General features: G+C 64.6%; 13 protein-coding genes. 3 read left to right on the top strand and 10 right to left on the bottom strand.

Going from position 1 to position 18,809, the window contains the following annotated elements; genetic code table 11:
* Window positions 1–49: 49 nt before the first annotated feature.
* The 5 genes from llg_RS08715 to llg_RS08695 form a co-directional block, all read right to left on the bottom strand.
* On the bottom strand, window positions 50–2,227 hold the full coding sequence (locus llg_RS08715) for a serine/threonine-protein kinase (protein WP_338289397.1): 2,178 nt from the start codon (window positions 2,225–2,227) through the stop codon (window positions 50–52).
* Window positions 2,224–2,823, bottom strand: coding sequence for an ECF-type sigma factor (locus llg_RS08710; protein WP_338289396.1), 600 nt, complete (start codon window positions 2,821–2,823; stop codon window positions 2,224–2,226). Before llg_RS08710 ends, llg_RS08715 begins: the two co-directional genes overlap by 4 nt.
* A 220-nt stretch (window positions 2,824–3,043) precedes the next feature.
* A complete protein-coding gene (locus tag llg_RS08705; RefSeq protein WP_338289394.1) occupies window positions 3,044–5,458 on the bottom strand; it encodes a LamG-like jellyroll fold domain-containing protein in 2,415 nt (804 codons plus the stop codon).
* 307 nt (window positions 5,459–5,765) lie between these two features.
* Window positions 5,766–7,301: a hypothetical protein gene (locus llg_RS08700; RefSeq protein ID WP_338289392.1), complete on the bottom strand. Its 1,536-nt coding sequence runs from the start codon at window positions 7,299–7,301 to the stop codon at window positions 5,766–5,768.
* Entirely contained in the window at window positions 7,298–7,813 is a 516-nt protein-coding gene (locus llg_RS08695; protein ID WP_338289390.1) for a sigma-70 family RNA polymerase sigma factor, read from the bottom strand. The genes llg_RS08700 and llg_RS08695 overlap by 4 nt, the downstream gene beginning before the upstream one ends.
* Window positions 7,814–7,944: 131 nt before the next feature.
* Here llg_RS08695 and llg_RS08690 point away from each other — a divergent pair, with 131 nt between their 5' ends.
* Window positions 7,945–8,922, top strand: coding sequence for a hypothetical protein (locus llg_RS08690; protein WP_338289389.1), 978 nt, complete (start codon window positions 7,945–7,947; stop codon window positions 8,920–8,922).
* Between the two features lie 80 nt (window positions 8,923–9,002).
* On the opposite strand, the gene gnd is transcribed toward llg_RS08690, so the two are convergent.
* Window positions 9,003–10,421, bottom strand: a complete 1,419-nt coding sequence (gene gnd / locus llg_RS08685; protein ID WP_338289387.1) for a decarboxylating NADP(+)-dependent phosphogluconate dehydrogenase — start codon at window positions 10,419–10,421, stop codon at window positions 9,003–9,005.
* Window positions 10,422–10,519: 98 nt separating this feature from the next.
* On the opposite strand from gnd, the gene pgsA reads away from it, so the two are divergent.
* On the top strand, window positions 10,520–11,110 hold the full coding sequence (gene pgsA / locus llg_RS08680; protein ID WP_338289385.1) for a CDP-diacylglycerol--glycerol-3-phosphate 3-phosphatidyltransferase: 591 nt from the start codon (window positions 10,520–10,522) through the stop codon (window positions 11,108–11,110).
* On the opposite strand, the gene llg_RS08675 is transcribed toward pgsA, so the two are convergent.
* Window positions 11,099–11,902 (bottom strand): CHAD domain-containing protein, encoded by an 804-nt coding sequence (locus llg_RS08675; protein ID WP_338289383.1) that lies wholly within the window; start codon window positions 11,900–11,902, stop codon window positions 11,099–11,101. The genes pgsA and llg_RS08675 overlap by 12 nt on opposite strands.
* Window positions 11,903–12,012: 110 nt before the next feature.
* Between llg_RS08675 and nagA the strand changes: the two genes are divergently transcribed.
* Window positions 12,013–13,155, top strand: coding sequence for an N-acetylglucosamine-6-phosphate deacetylase (gene nagA, locus llg_RS08670; protein WP_338289381.1), 1,143 nt, complete (start codon window positions 12,013–12,015; stop codon window positions 13,153–13,155).
* A gap of 71 nt (window positions 13,156–13,226) precedes the next feature.
* Here nagA and llg_RS08665 read toward each other — a convergent pair whose 3' ends face one another.
* From llg_RS08665 to llg_RS08655, 3 genes are all read right to left on the bottom strand, one after another.
* On the bottom strand, window positions 13,227–14,186 hold the full coding sequence (locus tag llg_RS08665; protein ID WP_338289380.1) for a hypothetical protein: 960 nt from the start codon (window positions 14,184–14,186) through the stop codon (window positions 13,227–13,229).
* A 22-nt stretch (window positions 14,187–14,208) separates the two neighbouring features.
* Complete coding sequence (locus llg_RS08660) at window positions 14,209–17,619, bottom strand: hypothetical protein (RefSeq protein WP_338289379.1); 3,411 nt, start codon at window positions 17,617–17,619, stop codon at window positions 14,209–14,211.
* A 321-nt stretch (window positions 17,620–17,940) separates the two neighbouring features.
* Window positions 17,941–18,786 (bottom strand): carbon-nitrogen hydrolase family protein, encoded by an 846-nt coding sequence (locus llg_RS08655; protein WP_338289376.1) that lies wholly within the window; start codon window positions 18,784–18,786, stop codon window positions 17,941–17,943.
* Between the last annotated feature and the right edge of the window lie 23 nt (window positions 18,787–18,809).

Genomic DNA, 18,809 nt, shown 5'->3' with positions numbered 1-18,809 from the left:
CCCTAGGCATACCCCCACCCCGGGACGTTTGCCCGGAGTTCCCCTCCCGCTATTTCGCCTCCGGCGCCGCGACGTCCATCCCCACCAGGTGCTCGGCCTCCCGGAGGAGCGGCCTGCCGAACCCCCAGTTCGACCATGAATGGCGGGTGGCATCGGTCATGGGCGACTTTTCCCACTCCGTCATGTCCGCGCGGACAGCCTTGAGGGTTTCTTTCGCCTCATCCACCCTCCCCTGCCGGTAGGCGACCATGGCGAGGAGGATGTGGTCCAAGCCGTCCCGTTGCTCGTGGCCGGATGCCTTCAGGCTCGCGCGGGCCCAGAACTCGGTCTTGCCGAGGTCATCCTGCCGGTAGGCCAGCAGGGCCAGGGCGAACTCCCGCCAGGCCACGAGATTCTCGACCTTCTCCCTCTTCGGTCCGGAAAGGGTGGCCTCCATGACAGCAGCCGAAGGAGCCAGCGCCTTCAGCGTTTCGGGATCGACCGGCTCCAGCAGGGTCGACTTGAGCAAATGCTCCGCCACCGATGCATTGGTCGAGCCCGCGAAGCGCCGGACGGCCAAACGGCGGAGATCTTCATACTGCGCGGGCGTTCCCCACTCGGTGATGGCGGCGGCGGCCGGCATCCACTCGCGGGAAAGGGCCTCGGTGTCGGTCATGTCGACGTGGGCGAGGACATGGACGAGGGCGTGGAAGCGATCCGCCGCGGCCTTGCCATTGCCCTTCCTGAGATTCCCGTTCGCCACGGCGATGAGGGTGTTCGCGGCCTCCAGGGAGGCTGGAACCTGATCGGGCGGAATCGTCGCGAGCAGCCGGTCCGCCTCCTCCATGTTCCTGTAGCGTACGAACACGGCCGCCTGCGTGACCGCGTCCGCGTACTCGGAGGCCTGGAACATCCGCTGTTCATTGGCCCGGGCCTGTTCCGCCATCGTCCGGGCGTTCCGCTCGCGGATGAACAGGTAGGTGGAGGCCCCGAGGCCGGCGACCAAGCCGGACAAGGCAACACAACCCGCGGCGAAGAGCAGGCGGTTCCTCCGCACCATTTTGAGAAGAAGGTAGCTGCGGCTGGGAGGACGGGCCGAGACCGGCTCGTCCCTGAGGTAGCGCTGGAGATCCATCGCCAGCCAATTGGCGGTCCCGTAACGGCGGTGCCGGTCCTTGTCCGTCGCCTTCATCACGATCCAGTCCAAGTCTCCCGCGAGCTGGGATGGCAAACGCAGCGGATCCACCGCCCGGCGCTCCGCCACCTTCTCCATGTCCTCCTTCGCGATGCTCCGCAGCAAGGTGGACGGACCTCCGGTCTCCTGCTCCCGCAGCATGGTGCGGATCTGATCCACCCCCCGGTTCTTGAAATCCTCGGGCGCGAACGGAGGCCGCCCCGCCAGCAGTTCGCACAGCATCGCGCCGAGGCTGTAGATGTCGCTGCGGGTATCGATGTCCTCACTGCCCTCCGCCTGCTCCGGACTCATGTAGGCGGGGGTGCCGAGGAACTGGCCCGAGCGCGTGTAGGTCGCATCGCCCTCGGTACCCCCGAGCGTCGCCTTCGCGATGCCAAAATCGATCACCTTCGGGACCGGCCGCCCGTCATGCTCCCGGACCAGGACATTCGAGGGCTTGATGTCGCGATGGATCACCCCTTTCTGGTGCGCGTGCTGGATGGCCTCGCACACCTGCACGAACAGCTCCAGCCGCTCCCGCAGTCCCAGCCGCTTGCGATCGCAGTAGTCGGTGATCCGCTCCCCATCGACCAGCTCCATCACGAAGAACGGGCGCCCGGAAAAGGTGGTTCCGGCATCGAGCACGCGGGCGATGTTCGGATGATCCATCAGGGCCAGCGCCTCGCGTTCGATCGCGAAGCGGTGGATCACGCTTTCCGTGTCCATGCCGAGGCGGATGATCTTCAAGGCCACCTTCCGCCGCACCGGCTCTTCCTGCTCCGCCAGATACACCACGCCGCAGCCCCCCGCGCCCAGGCGGTCGATCAAACGATAGGGACCGATCCACGCGCCGATGCCATCCTGCTCGCCGTCCGTCCGGACCTCGACCCGCGTCATCGCCGGTTCGAACTCGAAGAACGACTCGGCCTCGCCCTCGATCTGCAGCAGTTCCTCAATGAGTTCCCGCAGCGCCTGATCGCCATGGCAGGCGAAATCCAGGAACGCGCGGCGGTCCTCGGGCGAAGCAATGCCCGAGACGGCGACGAACATTAGCCTGTCGATCGGCGAGGTCATTCCCGTTCGTTCATCTCCTTGCGAATCAGCCGGAAGAGCTTCGCGCGGGCGAACGACCAATTGCGTTCGACGGTGCGTTCCGTCACTCCGTCCATCACGGCGATCTCCTTGTTGGTGAGTCCTCCGAAAAACTTCAGCGTGATCAGGCGCACGCTCTCCGGGTCGTCGCGCTCCAGCAGGACCATCATCTCATCGACCAGCAGCACGCGCTCGTCGATGGACGCGTCCGCGATGTCGAGGCTTTCGATGTCCACCAGCTCCGGGTTCTCCCCGCGCTTCAAGGTCGCCTTCGCACGGGCCCGGTCGACGAGGATATGCCGCATGGCCAAGGCCGCGGCGCGGAAAAAATGGGTCCGGTTGGTCCACATCCGCTCGTCGTTTCCCGCCACCGAAATCCAAGCTTCATGAACCAAGGCCGTGGCCTGCAACGTCTGGCAGACACTTTCATCCGCCAGCCGTTTCTCGGCCATCACCCGCAACTCGTCATAGACGAGCGGCAACAATTCCGACGACACCCGGCCCTTGGGCAATTGGGTCACTTCCAGGATCTTCCGAATCTCGTCCACCGTGGTGTAAATGCGAACAGGGTTCCACACAGGGGACTGGACTACCAACCAGCCGCTGCCCATAGGGACGACCCTCCATGGTAAATACCATGCCTTCTTCCAAACGCGGAAGCCGGAAATCTTTCGTCGGCTTTTGAGCGGGAACCACGCTTTTCGGAAGGGGCAGTCGAGCCGCGACCTCAGATGCCTGCCCCCGGCAGCTCTCGCGGGCACGGTCCATGCGTCCCATGCCCGCGACGTGACGACCCGCTTACGGCAACTTCGTGGTCACCCGGAAAATCCCCCGGGAACCGGACAAGGTCAGAGGCCGGGTGGTCTGCCCATCCTGGCCCTGGCTGTAGGAGAGCACCGTCTCCCAACTGCCGGTGCCTTCGGCGAAGCGCTCCACCGCATACAACCTCGAGCTCAGGGAAGTGTAGGAGACAGTGCCCGCCGTGGCGTTGTTCACCAGAACCGAAGCGCTGAAACGCGAGAGCGCGGACATGGGATTGCTGGCACCGAGAAACTCCGACCGGTTCGTCTGGCCATCGCCATCGAAGTCCGCGTCGGGCTCGGTGCGGCCCGCGTCGATATCGGCAGCGCCGAAAGTCTCGATCATCCACCGGTAGTAAATGGCGTCGTCCGCGAAGGCGCTGCCGAGGGACTGTTGCCCGGCCGCACCGAAGTGGAGATTGTCGCCGTTCACGGCGAACGCGTCGGTCGAGAAGACCCCGGTGCGGGGATCGGCCGCGGCCACCGCGTCCTGCGCGGCGCGCACCGTGGCCAACGAAACGGCGTCGAGGGATGTCTGCTGGCTGGAGAGGCGACCGATGATGAACGGGAGGGCAGCATCATAGGTGACCCTGACGTCGGCGATGAAGTTGGTGAGGTTCGTCTGGTAAAGCGCCGCCAAGCCCGGCACCGCATCGGATTCGCCCTGCATCCATACCATGGAATCCAGCTCCAACGTGGCGGACGGATATTTCGCGGCGAGGGCAGCCCGCCCTTCCGTCACGGTTTGCTGGAAACTGACATAGTCCGGTCCATCGCCCGTGGTGGTGGCATCGCCACCGGCCTTCCACTGGGTGCTGAGGGTGGTGCCGCCGCGCGCATACTTGATGATTGCCACCCGGGTGCCGGATTCATGCGCGTAGAGGTCCGCCAAGCGCCGTCCGAGCACCACCTCCGGTCCGAACTGGGAGGTTCCGCTCAATCCCGGACGCAACGTGGTGAAGACAGGGGACCCGCTGCCAGCACGGCAGTAGAGGTCCACATCGCTCTGCGGAGATTGGAGGCTGGCTGGAAGGGAACCCACCGCCGCCCGGCCATCGGCATTCGATTGCCCGCCGATCAAGACCACCCGCACCCGCGTCACCAGGGCGTCCGGAGTGGCGGGCGGTTTTTCCTGCTGATAAAGGCTCAACACCTGCGCGGCATCCATCGCCGAGGGGGTGACGTGGATCTCATCGAGCGTCCCTTGGAAATTGTAATGGAGGGAAGTCGTCGGATACGCCTTGCCGATGGAGTCGAGGGCGAAGGCGGTATTGCCGTTCAACGTCTGGCCCTGCTGGCCATCCACGTAGAGGGTAAGGTGACCGGCTCCATCCGCCACCAGCGCGTAGTGGTGGAGGTTCATGTCTTTCGCCACGGTGAAATCCAGCGTGCCCGAGCTCGAGGAACGGAAGCGCAGACCGGTGAACGAATCGTTCAACCAGATGAAATCGGCGGTGTTGTCGCCCCGGCCGATCACCATCCCCTTGTCCGTGCCGAGACTCTGGCGGCGGGCCCACCACGCGATCGACCACGGCTGGGTGGCGCTGTAGGTCCCGACCGTAGGAAGCGTCACGAAGGAGCCATCCGCGCCATCCAGCGCCAACGCCCCGCTGCCCGCGACGGTCAAGGAGGGATCGGAGGTGATGCCGGCGGAACCTTGCGGCGTGCCGCCGTTTCCAGCGGAGGTGCTGTCGGTGAAATTGCCATCGTAGCGGTGATGGAATCCCGTGTAGGCCGGGGTCGCATTGGAGTCGTTGAATTGGAACAACGCGTTGACCGCACTGGCTCCGAGGGCCTCATCGTAGATCCAGACCTCGTCCATCTGGCCGTTGAAATCGAAGTCATTGGCCGCCAGATAAGCCTCCCCGATGGTATCCACGGTGAAGCCGGTTTGCTTGCCGGTGGCGGAACTGGAGAACACGCCATCCACATACAGGGTGATCGTCGTGCCGGAGGCGACCACCGCGTAGTGGTGCCACGTGTAGTCCTTCGTCACCGTGAAATCGGCCTGACGGTCCGTCGCGCTCGAGTTGCCACGCCAGCGCAGGCCGGAACCGGTGACATCGCTCAACGCGATGAAGAACGTCGACGTATCCCGCTGGCCGATCGCCATGTCCCAATCCGCGGCCTGGCCGGTGTCCCCCGCGGTCTTCCTAGCCCAGAAGGCGATCGTGTATGCGGTTCCCGAGCTGAAGGTCTTCGAGGGAATCGCGACGTAATCGCGGTCCGCGCTGAAGTTGATGGCACCGTTTCCGAATTTGAAATCGCCGGGAGTGGTGATGATGCCGCTGTTCCCGGTGGTGCCGACGTCGGTCAGCGTTCCATTCCGGGCGTTGCCGGAAACATCGGAGCAATCGGTATCGAATGAATAGTGAGCCCAGACGCCCGCATGGGCGGAACTCACGAGAAGCATGGCTGCCAGGCAGCAATGATGGATCTTCACAGGTTTTTTAGGGTTGGATGGCGGATGAGAATCAGGGGACCACGCCGGGCTCCACCCACACGACCCGGCGACCGCTTCCGGAAGAAGCAGGAGCGTCCGCATCAACACTGTGGCGGACATCGACCTCCGCATGACGCGGGGCGGATGCCCACAGGACTGCAAGTCCCGGCAGAATGGGTTTCATCGGCGAAGCACCGGGCGGCTTCGCTCCGGCACTAGGAAATGCAGGAACCCGGTTCCGGTTAGCAGGATTCCGAAAAAATTTCCTGCAATTCCCTCACTCCCCTTCCGCGATCCGGTTTTCCTGCCACAGGGTCTTGATCTGGGCATCGCTCAAGGCGCCGCGGACGATGAAGAGTTCATCCACCATCACCGGCACGTTGGCTGTCGAAGACCGGGGATCCCAGGCGACCCGCAGCCGGGTCTCCGGACTGGTGCCGATCCGGGTATCGATACGGTCGCGCATGACCGGGTTGGTCGTGGGCACGCGCTGGCCATCGATATAGTGCCGGACATCCGCCTCGCCGAGTTCGTTGACCTCGCCGGTGAAGACCGAAACGATGTGGTGCCACTGCTCATCAAGCACGCTCCGGGTGCCGATCTTTCCGGCGGTGAGAAGCCCGCCCCGGCCCCACTGGGAGCCAATGATGCCGGTGGCGCAATGGGCCCGGAACGTCCAGCTCCCGCCATCGATGGACTCGTCCCCCCATTGGACCACGGAGGGCGTGTATTCCGCACGGTTGGGAGTGGTGCGCCGGATGATGGGACTGCCCTTGATCCAGAGCGCGACCGTCCTCGGCCCACCGCCGGAGATGCCGGCGAAGCGGCTCTCCGCGAAGACATCGCCGCCGGTCAGATCCAGGCCTCTGCCGAACGCCCCGGCGACGAGGCGCGGCGCGGCGGCTTGCAGGTCCGTGCCGGTCACCTTGATCGGATCCTCACCCATGCCATGGCCGGACGCCGGGAAAACACCGGTCTTCGCCTCATCGAAGCTCCAGTGGATGTAGGTTGCCTGACGGGGCAGCCGATCGAGGAACAGCCCCGCGTCCATGAGGTCCGAGGTCCACCGGCCGCTGTCATCCACGGTGGCGGCCTGGCCGGATCCCAGGATGATGGTGGGAGCCCCGGGGAATGCCGGGGTCACGCGCAGCTCGCCCGCCTTCACCTGGAGCCGGTGCCCCGCGGTGGTGATCGCGACGCCAAACCGCGCCCCGGAGGAAACGGCCCGCAACAGCCCCGTCACGACGGTGAGCGGGGTATCCTGCTCTCCCTCGAACCAGGCATTGCCATTGGCGAGGCTGACCTGCTGGGCCGTGTCCATGGTGACCAGCGCGGGTGCCTCCACCACGGCGCGGGTGCGCTGGCGGGTGACGAGTTCCACGCTGCCGCGGTCCACCCGCAGGCTCGTGCCGGGGCGGAACTCCCCATCGGAGCCGATTCCCCCGCTGACATACGCCCATGATCCTCCCGATCCAGCCGTGACATTCGCGGGCGGCCCCCGGCGTCCGAGCACGAACACCGCCGCCACCGCCAGCATGGCGATGAGCGCGGCGGCCGCCACCCACGGCTGCCAGCGGAACGGCTCGATCACGACGGGCTCCGGAACCTCCCGCTCGTGCTCCGGCTCCCACGCTTTCGCCATGCCATGCAGGGCGGCCGCAAAAGCCATATGCTTCCGATAAGCTTCGCGGGCTTCCGGGTGTTTCCGCAACTGGGACATCAACCAACGGTGATCCTCCGCACTGACGACGCCATCTTCCAGATCCTGGAGGACCCGTTCGAGGCGGAGTGGATTGGAAGGTCCGGATTTCATGACTGCCATTGCGAAACAAGCCGGCTTTCAACACACCGCTTCAGCGCGACCCGCAACCGGAAGAGCTGCACCTTCAATCCACTCAGCGATCTCCCGCGGTTCACCGCGAAATCCTGCAAGCGGACCTTGTGCCAGTAGCGCTGCATCAGCAATTCGCGGTCGGTCGGACGCAGCTTGTCCAGGCAGGTCCGCAGCGCCTCGATCCGCCGCTCGATGGGCTCGGGATCGGGTTGCGCCTCCAACTCATCCGCCAGCAGGTCCGCCACGTCCCTGTCCAGCGTGACCCACCGCTGTTTCTTGAGGGTCCGCAGATGGACGAGAACCTGGAATCGGGCGACCGTCAGCGCCCACGCGCGGAAATTCGTGCCAAGCTGGAACTGGTTCCGCTTCGTCCATAGCAGCGCGTTGGTTTCCTGGATCACATCGTCCACCCCCGGTGCGCCGGGCAGGAGCGAGATCACGAACGAGGTGATCACGCTCTGGTGCTCGGTCAGCAGCTTGACGAAGGGCATGTCCGCATCCGATTCCATGGACCTCTTCTGGAATACTGGAACCCGCGGAAGGTTAGCAGGAAATCTTTGCGGGGACGGAGACAGGGGGGGAGTGCCGCACAACTTCCCGTTTTCCCGCGGGTTCCTCCTGCATGAGATTCCGCGTCCTGGCCGCCCTGCTGCTTTCCGTCCTCACCCTAGGGGCCGCGCCCTACGATCCGCTGAAGGTGCCGGAGGCGAAAATCGACACGAAGACCTTCGAGGTGAAGGACGCCAAGCGCGATCGGGCCATCCCGGTCCGCGTCTATCTGCCCGCGACCGCCAAACCCGCGCCGGTGATCCTGTTTTCCCATGGCCTCGGCGGGTCCCGCGACAACAACCCCTATCTCGGCAACCACTGGGCCGGGCGCGGCTATGTGGTGGTCTTCGTCCAGCACGCGGGCAGCGATGAGGCGGTGTGGAAGGGCGCGCCGGTGATCGGCCGGATGGCGGAGCTGAAAAAGGCCGCCTCGTTGGAAAACCTCACCGCCCGCGGCAAGGACATCCCCGCCGTGATCGATGCCCTCACGGCTTGGAATGCGGACAAGACCCACCCGCTGCACGACCGGCTCGACCTCGCCCACCTCGGCATGTCCGGCCACTCCTTCGGCGCGGTGACCACCCAGGCGGTGTCCGGCCAGACCTATCCGCTCGGCGGCATGTCGTTCCTGGAGCCGCGCATCAAGGCCTCCGTGATGATGAGCCCCAGCCCGCCCGCCATGGGCGATCCAGCAAAGGCCTTCGCCTCGATCAAGGTCCCCTGCCTGCTGATGACCGGCACCGGCGACACCAGCCCGATCGGCAACACCTCCGCCGAGGACCGCCTCAAGGTTTTCCCCAATCTCAAAAGCGCACCCGCCTGGCAGGTGGTCTTCGACAAGGGCGTGCACATGACCTTCGGCGAACGCGACCTGCTCGGCGCCGCGCCGAAGGACCCGCGCTACCACCGCGCCATCCTCGCCCTCACCACCGCCTTCTGGGACACGGAGCTGAAGGGTGATAAGGACGCCAAGGCTTGGCTCAACGGCTCCGGCGCGAAGGCGGTGCTCATCCCCGCGGACAAGTGGGAGAAGAACGCGAAGGCCGAGTAGCCAAATAAAAAAGGAGCCGTGCTCGCGCACGACTCCTTTCAGATTCAGAGGCTGGGCGCTTGGAAAGCGCCGCCACCGGCTCAGCCGATGACTTCCGGCCACTCGGTGTGGAAGAACTCGCCGCGCGGCTTGTCCGTGCGCTCGTAGGTGTGCGCGCCGAAGAAGTCGCGCTGGGCCTGGAGCAGGTTGGCCGGGAGGACGGCGCTGCGGTAGCTGTCGTAGTAGCCGAGGGAGGCGGAGAACGCCGGCACCGGGATACCCGCGAGGGTGGCGGTGGCGATGACTTCGCGCCAGTTCTGCTGGAACTGGTTGAGGAGGTCGGTGAAGTACGGGGCCAGCATCAGGTTGCTGAGCTCCGGGTTGGAGCGGTAGCTGTCCGTGATGTGGTTCAGGAAGCGGGCGCGGATGATGCAGCCACCGCGCCAGATGGCGGCGATCTTGCCGAGGTCGAGGCCCCAGTTCTTCTCCTTGCCCATGGCGGCGATCAGGTCGAGGCCCTGCGCGTAGGAGATGATCTTGGAGGCGAAGAGCGCGTCGTGCACCTTCTTGACCAGCTCGGCCTTCTCGGCGGAGATCTCGGCCTTCGGGCCCTGGAGCTTGGCGGAGGCGGCCACGCGGGCGTCCTTCATGGAGGACAGGATGCGGGCTTCCACGGCGGCGTTGATGGTGGAGATCACGACGGCGTTCTCGACGGCGTTCATGATGGTCCACTTGCCGGTGCCCTTCTGGCCGGCGGTGTCGAGCACGAGGTCGACGAGCGCCTTGCCGGTTTCCGGGTCCTGCTGGGCGAAGATCTTCGAGGTGATCTGGATGAGGTAGGACTCGAGGTCGCCTTCGTTCCAATCGGTGAAGACGGTGGCGAGCTCGGCCGGGGTGAAGCCGGCGGCCTTGAAGATGTTGTAGGCTTCGCAGATGAGCTGCATGTCACCGTACTCGATGCCGTTGTGGATCATCTTGACGTAGTGACCGGCGCCACCCGGGCCGATGTGGGTCACGCAGGGCTCGCCATCGACCTTCGCGGAGATCGATTCGAAGATCGGCTTCATGACGTCCCAGGTGGACAGCGGGCCGCCCGGCATGATGGACGGACCCTTGCGGGCACCTTCCTCGCCACCGGACACGCCGGCGCCGATGAAGCGGAAACCGAGGTCGCCGAGCCACTTGTCGCGGCGCTCGGTGTCGGTGTAAAGCGAGTTACCGCCGTCGATGATGATGTCACCCTTGTCGAGGAGCGGGATGAGCTGCTCGATCACGGCGTCCACCGGACCACCGGCCTTCACCATGATCATGACCTTGCGCGGGGAGGCCAGGGACTGGACGAACTCCTCGAGGGACTTCGAACCAACCAGCTTCTTGTCCGGGTGGGCGGCGACGAATTCGTCCGTGACGGCGGTGGTGCGGTTGTAGACCGAGACCTGGAAGCCGCGGGATTCGACGTTGAGGACGAGATTCTGGCCCATGACGGCCAGACCAATAAGTCCGAAATCGCTGTTGCTCATGGTGTGATGGAGTTAGGAGGCGGCGGGGGTGTAGGATACCGGCTGCTTGCAAGCAACCCCTTGTTGCGTTTTCCGGATGCATTTCCCACATTGCCGCCGTGAATCTGCCGAATGCGATCACCCTCTCCCGCCTGGTCCTGACCGTCGTTTTCGTGGTCGGAACCGGGGCCGCCGGCCTGGCCGGACACATCGTGGCCCTGATCGCCTTCAGCATCGCCGCTGCCAGCGATTGGCTGGACGGCTACCTCGCCCGGAAGATGGGCCTGGTGACCCCGCTGGGGAAATTGCTCGACCCGCTGGCGGACAAAATCCTCGTCTGCGCCGCCTTTGTCTTCTTCTGCGCCAGAGGGTTATGCCCGGTGTGGGTGACCTCCTTGATCATCGCCCGGGAGTTCCTGGTCACCGGCCTGCGCCAGATCGCCATCGAGGCCGGCCAGGTGCTGGCCGCCGACAATCTCGGGAAATGGAAGACCACCTTCCAGCTCACCTTCTGTATCACCGGGCTGGTCTGGCTGACGTTTTCCGATGTCGCAAATCCGGGAGCCTCGACCACCTTCTGGGTGAACCTGAGCCGCCCGGACGGCTGGCTGGCCCAGGTCTCGCTGTGGGCGGCGGTCGCCCTGACGGTGATTTCCGGCGGCAATTACCTCTGGAGCGGTCGCCATCTGCTGAAAGGTTCAGCGGGCTGAGACGATTTTCCACACCGCCGGGGTGGAGATGAAGATCGCCTCCAGCACTGCGGCGAGCCGTTCCTCCACTGCCCGCCACGGGATCGGGGCGAGCTCCGGCGAAAAGCCGTGAACCGCCAGCCACGAGGACAACACGTGCAGGTCGTTCACGTCGCCGAGCAGGTCCGCATACTCCACCAGCCCCGGCTCCGCGGCCTCACCCAGATGACCGAGCGCGCCGAGCCAGGCCTTGATCGCCTTCCGGGCTTCATGAAGCTCCTCGGCGCCGGGATCGTGGCCCACCGCCTTCAGCCGCTTGCGCAGGCGCTTGGCTAAAAACCGCCGTCCTTTCTCCACCCGGCGATCCAGGTGCTCATCGGGAATCGCCACCAGCGCGGCCCGGGCATGGCGCAGCCTGGCCTCCGCCCACTCGACCGCCACGGGCGGAGGCCGCCGGGTGGCGGTGTGGGCGTGGACGTCCAAAAGCGCGCCGATCGCCGCCACCGAGGGCTCCTCCGCGTATGGCCCCTCCTCCAGATCCAGCCGCCGCCAGGTGGTCTGGCGGGACACGGAATCCCGCGGTGCGCCGAGGAACCGGCCGACCGCGCCCACCGCCCGGACGGCGGACTTCGGTGCCCGCAGGAGCACCAGCCCTCCCCGCAGCGACTTCCCCTTCTTCCGCAACGCGTGGGTTTCATCCGCCACCCGTGCCTTCGGATCAAGGAGGTGCCGCAGCCCGCCCTCCATCGCCAAGCAGTCCTCCACCAGGCGTTCCCGGACCTCGGCGGGCGTGGGCATGGAGTCTCCGGTCATCGATCAAACTGGTTTGGAAAAAACGCCGGACCCTAACCGCAAGGTCCCGGCTTGTCAGGCACGGAAATTGGCCCGATCCTATTGCGCGTAACCTTTGTCTGTTTTTGTCCATGAAGAGAACACTGATCCAGAACGCCCGTATTGTATCGCCGGACCGGGACCTCGAGAACGGCGCGCTCCTGCTGGAAGACGGCCGAATCGCCGCCGTCTATGAAGCCGGGGCCGAGCTCCCCGCCGCGGACACCGTGATCGACGCCGCCGGCCGCATTGCGATGCCCGGTTTCTTCGACATCCATTGTCACGGCGCGGACGGCCACGACGTCTGCGACAACTCGCTGGAAGCCATCCGCCACATCGCGCGGAAGAAGCTCCAGGAAGGCGTCACCACCTGGCTGCCCACCACCCTCACCCAGCCGCAGGACAAGCTGGAGGAAATCGCCGGCAAGATCGCCGAATACATGGCGAACCCGGAATTCACCCGCGCTCCGGGCGTGCACGTGGAAGGCCCTTTCATCAACAAGGAGAAAGCCGGTGCCCAGAACCCGGAATACGTGCGCCTGCCGAATTTCCCCGAGCTCAAGGCGTTCCATGACATCGCCCCGGCCCTGATCGTCTCCCTCGCCCCGGAAATGCCGGGCGCGCTCGAAGTGATCCGCGAGGCCAAGGCGCACGGCATCACCAGCTCCGCCGCCCACACCTCCTCCACCGCGGCCCACATCGCCGCCGCGAAGGACGCCGGCCTGACCCATCTCACCCACTTCGGCAATGCCATGACGCCGCTCCACCACCGCGAGATCGGCGTGGTCGGCACCGGCCTGATGGACGACTCGATCAAGATCGAGCTGATCTGCGACACCGTCCACCTCGCCCCGGACATGCTGAAGCTCATCTTCAAGCTCGTCCCGATCGACCGCATCCTGATGATCACCGATTCCATGGCCGCGTCCTGGATCGGCAACGGCGAGTGCATGCTCGGCGGCCTCGAAGTGGTCGTGGAAAACGACGTCGCCCGCCTCAAGCACGGCGGCGCGCTCGCCGGCTCCGCGCTGCTCTACAACGACGGCGTGAAGAACGTGGCCGCCATCACCGGCCTGCCGCTGTCCCAGATCGTCAAAACCACCTCCTGGAACCAGGCCCAGTCGCTCGGCCTCGAGGGCTTCGGCAAGCTCGAGCCCGGCTTCCACGCCGACATCGTGCTGCTCGATTCCGACTTCAACGTCTGGAAGACGCTGGTCGGCGGCGAGGAACGCTGAGCCATCCCTTCATCAAAAAGCCCGCGCCGGACATCCGGCGCGGGCTTTTCATGAGGATCAGGCTTTCCGGATCACGGCCGGTCCAGCGCCGCCTGGCTCGTGTCCGGGGGCAAGGTCGGCAGGACCAGTTGCTTCGAGCCGACCGTCATCATCACCCCCGCGGGAGTCGCACGCGATTTCGGTGCTTCCCACGCCACCAGGAAAATCCGGGAGTCGGTGGCGGTGGACACCACGGTCTGGGACAGCGGCTCCAGTTCACCATTGGCGGAAGTCGCCACGTACATCGGAACCTCCCCCTGCTTGTTCAGGGGCAGCTCTACCCGCCCCATGAAACCGGGGGCCATTTTGAACGGCCCCTTGCCGGACTGGATGGTGAGGGTCGCCTCCGAGGCATTGATGGCGGTCAGGCTGTTCGGCGCGAGCTTGGACGGGGAAACGTCGATCACCTTGTATTTCGGGGAGTTCCACATCTTTTCGGACGGCTCCTTCCAAATCACCACCAGCAGGTGGGTGGCATCCGGCGCAATCGCCAGCTTTCCGATCGGACGCAGGTCCTCGCCCTTCTGCTCCGTGGTGCTCTTCGGATCAGGAGGGGAGACGTAGTAAAGAGTCGTGCTCTCCTGGCGTGGAATCACGGAGGAGGGACCGAGCTGGTTCTGGGCCCCGATGATCTTGACCTCACCTTTGGCGGTCTTGACCTTGTAGACCACCGGCGGGAACTCCATCGGATTACGGTAGGTTTCACGCGGCATGCCGGAGGCATCGAGCTTGATGATCGGAGGCGGGATGAATCCCACCGGCATCACCGACACCGTCACCAGGCCGGCCTTTTTCTCCTCATCGGTGAGTCCCAGCCCTTTCGCCGCTTTATCGGCTGCTGGCACTGGAGCGGAGCTGAGATCACGCCCGGCTCCCGGCGGCGGGCCGTCACCACCACCGGACGGCGGCGGGGGCGGCGGAGGTGCCTGAGCCATCAATCGCGCCGCGGCCAACACCGACACGAGCATCGAAACGGAAACGGTTTTCTTCATGATTTGCAATGGGTCAGGTCGTTCAGATTTCGGAAGGCAGCATCCAACGGAAGGACGCGATTTGATAACGGCGGCCGAACTGCCGGTTAACGGTGCTGACGGCTGGATTGGGCGTGCCGGTGGACGCGAACGCCGGAATTTCGGACGCGTTGGAGGCGTCCACGTAGTCCGGGAGGCGCTGCACCACCGCATCGCACCATGCCCGGGCGATGACCTTGTTCGAACCATCGCGGGCTTCCCCGTAGGCCCGGACACGGAAGGTGTCACCACGGGCGGTGAGGGTGGAACCCAGCGACTGGAGGATGTCCCCTTGCTGGAGGAAGGTTGGCATACCGGCGGCCTTGCTGAAACCGGTCGAGCTGCCACCCGTTTTCGTGACGTGGCTGGTTTCCCCCCATGCCGCCGCATTGTTTCCAGGCTCGTAGCTGGCCGCACCAAAGCCACTCATGCGGAACGAGGTGTCCCCCGAAATGAGCGATTGGTTGAGGCCGGCCCGGGCAATCGCATCATCCAACGCGCCCATCAGACCTTGGTCGGACGAACTCGAAGTGCCCGTCGGCACCAGGCGGCGGTTCACGAAATCCGAAACCGAGAGAAACGGTCCGCGCTCCCGGACAACGTCCACGATCTTCGTGGCCAGGTTTCCAAGTTCGGCATCGGAGAGCTTGCGGAAACCATTCCAGCTCGCGGCCTTGTAGGAATCCACCGGGGACACGTCCCCGCCCGGAGGAGTCAGGAACCGGTTGAAGGACGTCCCGGACGCCCCACCGGAGCCGCCGCTCTGGGCCGGAACCGTGACGTCGCGGAGCGATGCGAGGACAGCCTTCCAAGCATCGGCGTTCATCGAGTTCACGTTGAATCCCCCCGCCAGCATCACCTCCGAGGCGGCCTGATAGTAGTCGTTCATCCGGGTGGCGCTGGGCTTCACATCCGTTCGCGGGACGAGCCTGGAGTTCGGCATGCGGTTGACGGTCGGCTGGGAAATGAAGCCCGCACGCTCGGCGGCCTTCGACCCGGAGAGATAATAACGGTCCCAAAGCTCGTGGTTCGCCTCGTAGGCCAGATCATACACGGTCTCGTCGCTGCCAAGCGTCTGGCGGTACCAGGTCGGCAGGAACTTGATCTCGGAGGTCCACTGGCCAGCCGTGGTGGAATCCGCGGTCCGGGCACGGTCTTTCAGGTTCGCCGGAACCCATCCGGAACCGACGGCGTATGCCGGATGCCACACGAAGGGCGTGAGCGGAACATGCTGGAAGGAGCCTAGCGACACCACCCGCTCGTCGTGGTAGGGCAGATCGTACTTCGGATAGACGTGGCTCGCGGAAGCCTTCGCCGCCCCGAAGAACGGACTGCCACGGTAGTAGCCGCTGGAATTCTTCCAAACCGCGAGCTGGGACGAATTGTAGTCCAGCGACTGGACGCTGTCCGACGCATACGGCCCCCACATGTACCAGTGGTGGGACTCGCCGTTGTCCGTGATGTTGTCATACGGGCTGCGGTAGCAGAATGGCGCACGCAGGTTGTAGTCGGACTGGACCGCGGCTTCCCAGTAGCGGTTTCCCGAAGTGCCGGCCAAGTCATACGGATTCACCTCGACCGGCCACTTGTAGCGGAAGCCATAGCAAGTGCGCGACCACGGGATCATCGTCTGGGTGGTCTCGTAGTCGTAGAGCGGTTCCTGCCCTCCGACCCGCCAGCGGCCGGGATTGAAGCGTCCGCTGTACTCGCGCTTCCAGTTGTCCATGTCCACGACCTGGAGCACCGGGTTGGCCATCATGTTGGTGTAGTTCGTGGCCGAGCCCAGATGCAGGCTCACCTTCATGCCGTTCCCGGTGTTATTCTCCCACCAGTCCATGCCATCGACCCAGTAGTAACCGCCCTGGTTGTGGTCGAAGGTGGCGGGCAGGTCGGCGACGGTGACCGGAGTGGTCCGCAGGGTGACGTAGAAGTTCGACATCAGGGCCGGATCCGTCTTGGCGCTCATCAGGTTTTCACCGGTGGCGGTGCGTCCCACGAGCTGCATCGAATTGCCGCCCACGTTGGGAGTGCTGATTTTCGGGCTGAACACGAGTGCCTCGCCGGGGGCGAATTCCGTGGCCTCGATGCTCAGGCGGGGCCGCATGTCCTTGTTGCCCCGCGGCGTGTAGTCGTAGGTTTCCGGATAGGTGGTGGAACCTTTCATCACCTTGCCGTCGTCGCTGAAGGCAAAGTTCAAATCCATTGAGTAGGCAGAGGACTTGAGCGTCACATTGTAGGGATTCCACAGCACGATCCGCGGGTAGAGGTTCGTCACGAGATAGCCGCGGACGTAGGAGAAGCGGGTGTACATCTGCACCGAGGCCACCACCGGCCCGATCGGCATGTTCGACGCCTGCATGCTCGGCAGTTTGCCGTAGGCCAGCAGGCCACCCTGGGTGTAACCCATGCTCACGGTATTGGCCGAGCCCCGCGGGGCGATCGTCCCGTCCGTGGTGACATCGTCGGCCAGTTTCGTCCACGCGCGGAAAGTGCCGAGCTTCGGCCCCTGGGCCTGACGCTTGCTCCCTTCCAACAGGGCGGTGGTGTCGTCCACCTGCGGCAGCAAGGTGTCGCGAGCGGGAGCCGAGCCATTCTCCAGATACACGCTGAGGTCACGCTTCAGTCCACTGCGCACCGGATCCGCCAACAGGGTGTGGGAAGTGGCCGAAACCGCATGGAAGTAATTCTTGAGGGGAGTGGTGCCCCAGGCACCTGCGAGCGCCGCTTGGTTCGGGTTGAAGGCCTTCTCCAAATTCGCCGCCGTGGCCTTGTCGTAGGCTTCCAACCCCGCCAGCACCTCGATACCGGCGTTCTGCGGCATCAACATGCGTTTGTAACCATCGTCTCCCGGAGTGGCGGGCTGCTTGCCGACCAAATAATCCGGCACGCCGAAAGCCGCTTTCTCCGCCTCGTCGCTCACCCAGTAGGCCATGCTCCCCAGACGGCGGTTGCCGTCGGAAATGGCCACCAGCGGCACGTTCACGGAATCGGTCGCATTCGCCACCGAGCCGGTACTCACCAGCGCCACCTTTTCATTGCCGATATTCGGCCATCCGGAAACCAGCCAGCCTTGGAAGAGGTCCTTGGCCGCGACTCCAGATGTGGACCTCGCATCCAGGATCGCCGAGGAGCCGGCATCCCAGTTGACCACGGGAACCTCGGTCCCGCCCTGGGTGCGGGTGGTTTTCCAAGCTCCGATCCAATGCTTCCGGGTTTGGTCGGAATCCCGGCTGCCATCCGCGGTGATCCGCTGGTCAGGGCCGGTGAACTTCTGGAGATCCCCGATCGCCATCGCGAGCGCCAATCTCGCGTTCGCCTTGGCGGTGGCCATGGCCGCACCCGCCTCGCTGGATCTCAGGGTGATGGACGAGAGGGACAGCAACCCCAAGGCCAGAGTGCTCAGAAGAACCATCATCAGAATGGTGATTACCAGACTGAAACCAGCAGGTGTCCGGGCACGACGAGGCCCCGGTACGAGGAGAATCATTTTCATGATTTTCGGATTACTTAAATACGTGCAACAAACGGAACGTGCATAAACTGCCGCAAACTACACCCCTCTACAAGCCTTCCGTATGCCAATTGTGTTTATTTTTGGAATACAGGCGATACACTCGTAGTTGCACGCATGCTTTTGGAAGAGCAGACGCCATTCCAAGAATATGGACACAATTAGTCCAAAAAATGCCAAATAACTCCAAATCGGGATTGGCAAAAAACGACCTGATTTTTGGCGTTATGCAAAAAGGTCACGCCGCCGGTCCTTCAGCGGGGTGACGGTTCCCTCGCCACGAGAGCGGCGGAGGGCGTCCAAATCGAGGTCGGCGATGAGGAGCTGTTCGAGCGCGGGCTCGGCCTCGGCGGCGATGCCGTCGTTGGGAAATCCAAGATCGACGGGGGTGAACACGCCGCTGCGGGCGTAGTGCAGGTTCGCGGCCGGGACGCGGGTGAGCGTGCCGACACAACCGGCCGTGACCACGCCGATCTGGTTCTCCACGGCACGGGCCATGGCGCAGCGGGTCACGCGGAGGTGGCCGCGGCGGTCGTCCGTGCAGTACGGGACCACCAGTAGCTCGATGCCGCGGTCCGCGAGGGCACGCGTCGGCTCGGGAAACTCGACATCGTAGCAGATCTGCACGCCGAAAACGACCTCTCCGGTATCGACGGTGACGAGCTCATCCCCACCGCTGACATCCCAGGCATGGCGTTCCCAGGGGGTGATGTGGAGCTTCGGCTGCTCGTGGAGCTGGCCGTCCGGCCCATGGATGAAGGCGATGTTCAGCAGCTTCCCGTTCCGTACCACCGGCTGGGAGCCAGCGACGATCCAGACCCGGTGCTCGCGGGCAAGGCGGGCCATTTCCACGTTCACCCCGTCCGTCATTTCCGCTAGGGCCCGGATCGAGTCCATGGCGCGGCGGCGGGGACCCAGCGAGAGCAGCGGCAGCGTGAAATACTCGGGAAACACCACCAGGTGCGCACCATAGTCCGCGACGGCCGTTTCCACGAAGAACGCGGCGCGCTCGTGGAAGGCTTCGGCGGACGCGGGACGCTGCATGTCCCACTGGATGGAGGCGGTGCGCATGAACAAGCCCACTGATCGGGCGA

It is taken from the genome of Luteolibacter sp. LG18, from assembly GCF_036322585.1.
GTDB lineage: Bacteria > Verrucomicrobiota > Verrucomicrobiia > Verrucomicrobiales > Akkermansiaceae > Luteolibacter.
This window is presented reverse-complemented; position numbering and strand designations above follow the sequence as displayed.

Bases quoted from the DNA above. Each gene is read 5' to 3' on its own strand.
- llg_RS08700 (WP_338289392.1), bottom strand. From the start codon at position 7,301: ATGAAATCCGGACCTTCCAATCCACTCCGCCTCGAACGGGTCCTCCAG.
- llg_RS08715 (WP_338289397.1), bottom strand. From the start codon at position 2,227: ATGACCTCGCCGATCGACAGGCTAATGTTCGTCGCCGTCTCGGGCATT.
- llg_RS08705 (WP_338289394.1), bottom strand. From the start codon at position 5,458: ATGCTTCTCGTGAGTTCCGCCCATGCGGGCGTCTGGGCTCACTATTCA.
- llg_RS08660 (WP_338289379.1), bottom strand. From the start codon at position 17,619: ATGATGGTTCTTCTGAGCACTCTGGCCTTGGGGTTGCTGTCCCTCTCG.
- llg_RS08665 (WP_338289380.1), bottom strand. From the start codon at position 14,186: ATGAAGAAAACCGTTTCCGTTTCGATGCTCGTGTCGGTGTTGGCCGCG.
- llg_RS08695 (WP_338289390.1), bottom strand. From the start codon at position 7,813: ATGCCCTTCGTCAAGCTGCTGACCGAGCACCAGAGCGTGATCACCTCG.
- llg_RS08690 (WP_338289389.1), top strand. From the start codon at position 7,945: ATGAGATTCCGCGTCCTGGCCGCCCTGCTGCTTTCCGTCCTCACCCTA.
- nagA (WP_338289381.1), top strand. From the start codon at position 12,013: ATGAAGAGAACACTGATCCAGAACGCCCGTATTGTATCGCCGGACCGG.
- gnd (WP_338289387.1), bottom strand. From the start codon at position 10,421: ATGAGCAACAGCGATTTCGGACTTATTGGTCTGGCCGTCATGGGCCAG.
- llg_RS08675 (WP_338289383.1), bottom strand. From the start codon at position 11,902: ATGACCGGAGACTCCATGCCCACGCCCGCCGAGGTCCGGGAACGCCTG.
- llg_RS08655 (WP_338289376.1), bottom strand. From the start codon at position 18,786: ATGCGCACCGCCTCCATCCAGTGGGACATGCAGCGTCCCGCGTCCGCC.